Source organism: Phocaeicola sp. (assembly GCF_048170425.1).
Classification (GTDB): domain Bacteria; phylum Bacteroidota; class Bacteroidia; order Bacteroidales; family Bacteroidaceae; genus Phocaeicola.
The window spans coordinates 1-8350 of sequence record NZ_DBEXBB010000100.1; the positions used below are offsets into that span (position 1 = coordinate 1).

Here is an 8350-nt window from a genome sequence, read left to right on the forward strand (position 1 = left end):
TATATATAACACAAAATAAAAACCCACAGAAGCCGGAAGCAAAGCTCCATGTTCTTCTGTGAGTATTTACTAAAATATCAGATACATTATTTCTTCAGCAGTTCGTCAATTTTCTCTGCATAATCCAGAGAATCGTCCACGAAGAACTTCAATTCGGGAATGATGCGCAACTGATGACGCACGCGGTTTCCCAGCTCAAAACGAATTGACTTCATGTTGGCATTGATGTTCTTCACGATTTCTTCACTTCTCTCTGAAGGGAAGACGCTCAGATATACACGCGCATAACTCATATCGGGACTGATGCGGACAATGCTGACCGAAACCAGCACACCAGGCATTGACTTGGTCTGCAAAAGAAAGATTTCGCTCAGTTCCTTCTGAATGAGGCGGGCAATCTTGTTTTGTCTGGTTGTTTCCATATTACCTCTTTATTTTTTACGTATAATAGTCAGACCGTCACGCAAGGGCAGGATTACTTTTTCCACCCGTGTATCGGCAGCCACCAGGTCATTGAACTTCTTGATTCCGATGGTCTGCGTGTCCGTGTGATGCGGTTCTTCAAGCACATGTCCGTCCCACAAGGTATTGTCGGCTATGATATAACCGCCGGAATGCATCTTTTGCAGAATCATTTCATAATATTCCACATAGAAGCGCTTGTTTCCGTCTACAAATGCCAGGTCGAACACGATGTCCATGTCGGGCACAATTTCAAGGGCATCACCGATATAAAACTTGATTTTATCGGCATAGGGTGAATTTTCCAGCCACGGACGAGTGAAATCTTCCTGCTCGTCGTTGATTTCAAAGGTATGAAGCATAGCCCCTTCCTCCAGTCCCTCTGCCAGACAAAGTGCGGAGTATCCGCTGTAGGTACCAATCTCAAGTACCTGCTTCGGACGTATCATCTGCACGAACATCTTCAGCATACGACCTTGCAAGTGCCCCGAAGCCATACGGGGACGCAACAATTTTACGTGCGTCGCCCGGTACAGCGCTTTCAGGTAGTCGTTCTCTTCATCAATATGCTGAAGAATGTATTCATCGAGCGCGTCAGTCTCTTTCATGATTACAAGTAACGGTTACGGTTGGGTAAAACGTAGTCATCTCCGCTCTTCAAGACATCACCTACCTGGTTGATTTCGAGGAATGAAGTATGAGTACCTTGTTTACCACCGCTCAGATAAGCCACCATTTCGTTTTCTGACAGTACACCGTCGTCCATCAGCTTACGCAATGCAGCGAAATAATATTCCTGTCCGTTGGCTTTTTCCGGCATATAGATAGCTTCCACACCGTATGACAAAGCCAAGTGACGCATGGTCTTTTCCTTGTAGCAGATAGCCAATACCGGATATTTTCCACGGAAAGCAGCCAGATTGCGGGCAGTCAAACCACTGAAGCTATCGGTAATGATAGCACGGATAGGCATCAGGTTAGTAGCACGTACAGCCTGTTTTGCCAGGAAGCTGGTTACATCTGTATTTTCCGGAGTCAAAGGAATTGGAATATCGTTTTCTTCCATCTTATCTTTTTCAGCCTGAGCTGCAATCTTCGCCATAGTCTTCACAGCTTCTACCGGATATTTACCATATGCAGTTTCTCCACTCAGCATCAACGCATCGGTACGATAGTAGATAGCATTGGCAATGTCGGTAACCTCCGCACGAGTAGGACGCGGATTGTTAATCATGGTATGCAACATCTGCGTAGCCACGATTACCGGTTTCTTAGCCAAGATACATTTCTTAATCAAGATACGCTGAATACCCGGAATGCGTTCCTGCGGTACTTCGATACCCAGGTCACCACGAGCCACCATTACACCATCAGCTACTTCCAGGATTTCATCGATGTTATCCACACCTTCCTGGTTTTCAATCTTAGCAATAATCTTGATGTCGCTGTGGTGTGCATCCAGGATTTCACGAATATCAAGTACATCCTGACGATTGCGAACAAATGAATGCGCAATGAAATCGATGTCTTTCTCAATCGCATACAAAATATTGTTGCGGTCCTTTTCAGTCAAAGAAGGCAAGTTGATGCGTACACCCGGCACATTCACACTCTTGCGGCTTCCCAAAGTAGCATCATTGCGTACTTCACAGAACAAAGTATCTTCATTCTTATCGATTACTTTCAGTGCCAGTTCACCGTCGTCCATCAACACATCTGCTCCAACTGACAGGTCGTGTACAAATCCCGGGTAAGTTACAGCAATACATTCATGAGTAGTTTCCTGTTCCGGATTTCCCACAATACGAACCTTTTCACCTGTCTTGAAATCAATCGGGCCTTCTGCACTGGCCGTAGTACGTACTTCCGGACCTTTGGTATCCATCAGAATACCGATACGGTTAGAAACGGTACGCACATTATTAATCAACTTTTCAAAACCTTCACGGCTGGCATGTGCGGTATTCATACGTACCACGTTCATACCTGCATTAAAAAGGTCTCTGATAAAATCTACTTCGCAGCGCAAGTCCGAAATGGACGCAACGATTTTTGTTTGTTTAAGCATCATAATAAATATACTATAATTTGTTGTTGTCTAATAAAATGGATTCTACGGCCAGACGATAGGAATTCAGTCCGAATCCGCAGATTACTCCTACACAAGCACAGGAAATCATTGATTTGTGACGAAACTCCTCCCGCCGGTGAACATTGGAAATATGTACCTCCACGACTGGAGACGTAACTGCACGGATAGCATCCTGTAAAGCAATGGAAGTGTGAGTATAGGCCCCGGCATTCAGCACAATGCCATCATACGAAAAGCCTGTCTCATGAATTTTATTAATCAGTTCCCCTTCCACATTCGACTGGTAATATGCAAACTCTACCGACGGATACCATTCTTTTAATTTCTCCAGATAACTTTCAAAAGATTCGGCTCCATAAATGGAAGGCTCCCGTTTGCCCAACAGGTTAATGTTAGGGCCATTGATTATTTGTATTCTCATCTGTATACTTCTGCTGAAATTTAATACCTTTGTAGAAGAATTTGGCACAAAGATACGAAAAATAAATGAAAAAGGCCGATAAAAAAAGCATAATAATAAAGTATAGGCAATACCTGAAACTCGAAAAATCACTTTCAGCAAACACGGTGGAGGCTTATCTTACAGACTTGGACAAACTATTCGCATTTCTGGAACTGGAAAGCATTCATTTTACTGAGGTCACCCTGGAGAATTTGGAAACTTTTTCAGCCGGATTAAGAGACATCGGCATTCACCCACGTTCACAAGCTCGAATTTTGTCTGGAATACGCTCTTTTTTTCGTTTTCTTTTGCTGGAAGACTACATACAACAAGACCCCTCAGAATTGCTGGAATCACCCCAAATCGGCAAACACCTGCCTGACGTACTGACGGTAGAGGAGATAGACAAACTTATAGGAAGCATCGACCGAAGCACCCGTGAAGGACAGCGCAACCGGGCTATTTTGGAAACCCTATACAGTTGCGGACTCCGTGTATCCGAACTATGCAATCTGAAACTATCCGATCTCTATCTAAAAGAAAAGTTCATCAAAGTAGAAGGGAAGGGAAGCAAACAACGGCTGGTACCCATCTCCCCACGCGCCATTCATGAACTGGAACTGTACTTTCCAGACCGCAATGAAGGACTGATAAAACCTGGATACGAAGATTTTGTATTTATCAGTCGTTTCGGGAAAAACATTTCACGCATCATGGTCTTTCACATCATTAAAGAGCTAGCCGAACAGATTGGGTTGAAGAAAACAATCAGCCCCCACACTTTCCGTCATTCTTTTGCTACTCATCTGCTGGAGGGCGGCGCCAACCTGCGAGCCATACAATGTATGCTGGGCCATGAAAGTATAGGCACGACTGAGATTTATACCCACCTTGACCGCAGTCGCTTGCGCCAAGAAATCTTGGAACACCACCCCAGAAATATGAACAGATTGTAAGGCAAGAACGATTTTTTAAGGTTTTTTCGAACGGACGCACAAAAAAAAGCAGATAATGATTAACACGTAATAGAGTTTTTCTTATCTTTGCCCCAAATAATCAAACAATAAGATTATTCATTTATACAAACTAAATATTTAACATCATGATTAAGAAGTTGTATTTGCCGTTAGTGGCATTGTTAGTCCTTGCTTTCTCTTCATGTAGCAAGATGGGCGAATTATCTCCTGACTACTTCACTACCAACCCTGAAGTGTTGGAAGCTGTTGGTGGCAAGGTACCTGTAACTATTACAGGAAAATTCCCGGAAAAATACTTCAAGAAAAACGCAACAGTTGAAGTTACTCCGGTTTTGAGATGGGAAGGTGGCGAAGCTAAAGGTCAGCCAGCTACATTCCAGGGCGAAAAAGTACAAGGTAACGACCAGACTATCTCTTACAAGACTGGTGGTACTTATACAATGAAAGCTTCTTTCGACTATGTTCCTGAAATGGCTAAATCTGAACTTTACCTGGATTTCAAAATTAAGAAAGGTAAAAAAGAATACACTATTCCTTCTGTAAAGATTGCTGACGGTGTAATCGCTACTTCAGAACTTCCTACTGTAAACTCTGCTAATGCTGCTTACGCTCCGGACGCATTCCAGCGTATCATCAAGCAGGCTAAAGAAGCTCAGATCATGTTCTTGATCCAGCAGGCTAACCTCCGCGCAAGCGAATTGAAGTCTGACAGCTTGAAAGCATTCCACAAACAAGTGGTAGCTGTAGCTGGTGACACTAAGAACTACAAACTGAACAACATCGAAATTTCTGCTTACGCTTCACCTGATGGTGGTGTTGAACTGAATACTACTTTGGCTGAAAATCGTCAGAACAACACTGAAAAATACATGAACCAGCAGTTGAAGAAAGGTAAGATTGAAACTGAAGTAGATGCTAAATACACAGCTCAGGACTGGGACGGATTCCAGGAATTGGTTTCTAAATCTAACATTCAGGATAAAGACCTGATCTTGCGTGTTCTTTCTATGTACAGCGATCCAGAACAGCGTGAAACTGAAATCAAGAACATTTCTTCAGTTTACAAAACTCTGGCTGACGAAATCCTGCCGCAGTTGCGTCGTGCTCGTTTGACTGCTAACTACGATGTAATCGGACGTAGCGATGAAGAAATCAACGCTGCATTCGATACTGACGCTAAAGTATTGAGCAACGATGAATTGCTGTATGCTGCAACTCTGACTAACGACAACGCTCGTAAAGAAGCTATCTATAAGAAAATTGTTGAATTGTATCCGAACGACTATCGTGCTTACAACAACTTGGGTATGATGGCTTATGCTAACGGTGACTTAGCTACAGCTGAAAACTACTTCAAACAGGCTGCTAGCAAGAGCTCTAACGCTGCAGAAGTTAACACTAACCTTGGTTTGATTGAATTGACTAAGGGTAACGTAGCTAACGCTGAAACTTACTTGAGCAAGTCTACAGGTGCTAACACAGCTAACGAAGCTCTGGGTAACTTGTACATCAAACAAGGTCAGTATGACCGTGCTGTACAGGCATTCGGTGACACTAAGACTAACTCAGCTGCTTTGGCTCAGATCTTGGCTAAGGACTATAACAAAGCTAAATCTACTCTGTCTGCAGTGAAGAATCCGGACGCTTACACTAACTACCTGATGGCAATTGTAGGTGCTAGAACTAACAACGCTGACTTGGTTAAGAGCAGCATGGGCAAAGTAAAACAGCAGGATGCTGCTTTGGCTGCTAAAGCTCAGAACGACCGTGAATTTGCAAAATATGCAAACGAAATAAAGTAATCTGACTTAATTACATAAAAGGAACCGGAATCACTTGAAGTGATTCCGGTTTTTTTATGCTTTTACGGGAAAGAATCGGAAGAAGATGAAAGATTATAAAATGAAAATATGTATTTTCGCAAAAACAAAATACGGTTTATGAAAAAATTATACCTGCTCCTCTTATCTGTATATCTGTTGTTTTGTCTGGATTCGTGCAGACAAAGCGATGAATTTGAACTCAAAGGGGAACTGGAAGGCATTACTTCCGACATGATTCTAGTAGTCTTTGATGACCCGGATTCCAAACTGGATACTATTTATCCAAGAGGAGGTAAATTCACTTATGCCTTCTCTCCCGACACATTGAATACTTTCCGATTAGTTAATGATTCAGGTGAAGTCTTTCCGATATTTGCAGACAAAGGCTGGAAAGTGTCTGTAAAAGGAAGTTTCGCACATCCGGAAATTAAAGGAGATGGTCCGAACAATGAATACCAGGAATTTCTGCAAAGTATACACGCGCTGAAAGATTCTGCACAAATATGCCAACAAGCTGAGAACTTTATCAAGAGCCATCCATCCTCACCTGCTTCGGCTTATATACTGTACTGGTATTTTTCACAATCAGCCAATCCCAATCTGTCCCTCATTGCCAGACTGACTGAGCCTTTGACCGGTAAAGTGAAAGATTGTAGAGTATTGAATGAAGTTCTACAGAAACTACCCGAAAGAGAAAAAAGCACTTCGACTTATCTGAATTACTTGTCTGTAAAGAAAAGAAACGGTGAATATTTGTCATGGAGCAGCAGTGGGACACAAAAGCAATATTCGCTCATTAACTTTTGGGCAAGTTGGGATAAGGAAAGCATAGCTATAAAAGACTCCCTATATGCTCTATGCGAAAAATTCTCTAAGAACAATTTCCGGGTTGTCAACTTCTCACTAGATTATAACAAGGAAGAATGGGAAAAAAATACGCAAAAAGATACAGAACAGTGGATTGAAGTATGCGACTACAAAGGATGGAATAATCAGATTCTGAAACAACAAAACATACAGCGTCTTCCATACAACATACTGATAGACCGGAACCGGAAAATTTTAGGCAGTAATCTTTACGGAAATGCATTACAGACCAAGGTGGAAGCCTTGATAGCAGAAGACAAACAACAAAAGTAAAACACAATAAAAACGACCTTAAATGCTTGTCAAACTTTTTGGAGCCGCAGTACAAGGCATTGATGCCACTATTGTAACAATTGAAGTCAACTGTTCGCGCGGAATAAAATTTTATTTAGTGGGTCTACCAGACTCTGCCGTCAAGGAGAGCCACGAACGTATCGTATCCGCTCTACAAGTAAACGGATACAAGTTTCCTACCCGACAGATAGTAGTCAACATGGCTCCGGCTGATATCCGGAAAGAAGGAGCCTCATACGATCTCCCGCTGGCTATCGGTATCCTGGCAGCTAATGAAACAATCTCCTCTGAACACTTGACAGATTATCTGATTATTGGAGAATTAAGCCTGGACGGGAGTCTGCAACCCATTAAAGGTGCACTTCCTATCGCCATTGCCGCCCGTCAACAAGGTTTTAAAGGGATTATTCTTCCGCAACAGAATGCATCGGAAGCCGCTGTCGTAAATAATCTGGACGTATATGGCGTGGAACGCATTACAGAAGTAATCGATTTTCTGAACGGCAATTGCAGTTTACAACCTACCATTGTCAACACACGTGAAGAGTTCTATAAACACCAGTCTACTTTCCCCTTTGACTTTGCAGAAGTAAAAGGACAGGAAAATGTAAAACGAGCACTTGAAGTAGCCGCAGCAGGCGGACACAACGTGCTGCTCATTGGAGCCCCAGGAAGTGGCAAGTCCATGATGGCCAAACGCCTTCCCAGCATCCTTCCTCCACTCTCATTAGGAGAAAGCCTGGAAACAACTAAGATACATTCAGTAGCTGGAAAACTGAAAAAAGGTTCCTCGCTTATTGCCACCCGACCGTTCCGCAGCCCACACCACACCATCTCTCAAGTAGCCATGGTAGGTGGCGGAGCTACACCTCAACCTGGAGAAATCAGCCTGGCACACAATGGAGTGCTATTTCTTGATGAACTCCCTGAGTTCAGCAGAAGCGTACTGGAAGTGCTTCGGCAGCCCCTTGAAGACCATCGTATCACTATTTCAAGAGCAAAGTATAGCCTGGAGTATCCAGCTAACTTTCAATTAATCGCTTCCATGAACCCATGCCCGTGTGGCTACTATAACCATCCCACACGAAATTGTGTATGTAGTCCGGGACAAGTACAACGATACCTGAACAAAATCTCAGGCCCTCTGCTCGACCGCATAGACATTCAAGTAGAAATTGTACCCGTTCCTTTTGAAGAAATCTCCAAAAGCACACCGGGAGAAAGCAGTGCCAGCATTCGCGAACGTGTAGTCCGTGCCCGACAAATACAAAGCCAACGCTTTGCTAATGAACATGGAATCTATAGTAACGCCCAAATGACTTCTAAACTGCTACACCTCTATGCACAACCGGATGCCGCTGGCCTGGAACTTTTAAGAAATGCCATGAACCGG

Annotated in this window: 8 protein-coding genes; 4 read left to right on the forward strand and 4 right to left on the reverse strand. The window is 43.2% G+C overall.

Annotation, left to right across the window (positions count from 1 at the left end; all coding sequences use genetic code 11):
- Positions 1 to 86: 86 nt before the first annotated feature.
- Genes rbfA through aroQ form a run of 4 tightly spaced genes read right to left on the reverse strand, consistent with a single transcriptional unit; the run spans position 87 to position 2975 of the window.
- Complete coding sequence (rbfA, locus tag ACMJ0U_RS04150; protein WP_022053011.1) at positions 87 to 422, reverse strand: 30S ribosome-binding factor RbfA; 336 nt, start codon at positions 420 to 422, stop codon at positions 87 to 89.
- 9 nt (positions 423 to 431) lie between these two features.
- A complete protein-coding gene (locus ACMJ0U_RS04155) occupies positions 432 to 1070 on the reverse strand; it encodes an O-methyltransferase (protein ID WP_007564081.1) in 639 nt (212 codons plus the stop codon).
- Between the two features lie 2 nt (positions 1071 to 1072).
- A complete protein-coding gene (gene pyk, locus ACMJ0U_RS04160; protein WP_007564079.1) occupies positions 1073 to 2533 on the reverse strand; it encodes a pyruvate kinase in 1461 nt (486 codons plus the stop codon).
- A 10-nt stretch (positions 2534 to 2543) separates the two neighbouring features.
- The gene (gene aroQ, locus ACMJ0U_RS04165; RefSeq protein ID WP_007564077.1) at positions 2544 to 2975 is read right to left on the reverse strand and encodes a type II 3-dehydroquinate dehydratase; all 432 of its coding nucleotides are present in this window, start codon (positions 2973 to 2975) and stop codon (positions 2544 to 2546) included.
- A 65-nt stretch (positions 2976 to 3040) separates the two neighbouring features.
- Here aroQ and xerD point away from each other — a divergent pair, with 65 nt between their 5' ends.
- The 4 genes from xerD to ACMJ0U_RS04185 form a co-directional block, all read left to right on the forward strand.
- Entirely contained in the window at positions 3041 to 3952 is a 912-nt protein-coding gene (gene xerD / locus ACMJ0U_RS04170; RefSeq protein WP_337793588.1) for a site-specific tyrosine recombinase XerD, read from the forward strand.
- Between the two features lie 146 nt (positions 3953 to 4098).
- Positions 4099 to 5775 (forward strand): tetratricopeptide repeat protein, encoded by a 1677-nt coding sequence (locus tag ACMJ0U_RS04175; RefSeq protein WP_417128373.1) that lies wholly within the window; start codon positions 4099 to 4101, stop codon positions 5773 to 5775.
- Positions 5776 to 5913: 138 nt separating this feature from the next.
- A complete protein-coding gene (locus ACMJ0U_RS04180; protein WP_417128374.1) occupies positions 5914 to 6936 on the forward strand; it encodes a thioredoxin-like domain-containing protein in 1023 nt (340 codons plus the stop codon).
- Positions 6937 to 6958: 22 nt separating this feature from the next.
- The coding region (locus ACMJ0U_RS04185; RefSeq protein ID WP_417128375.1) for a YifB family Mg chelatase-like AAA ATPase at positions 6959 to 8350 on the forward strand (1392 nt) is incomplete at its 3' end.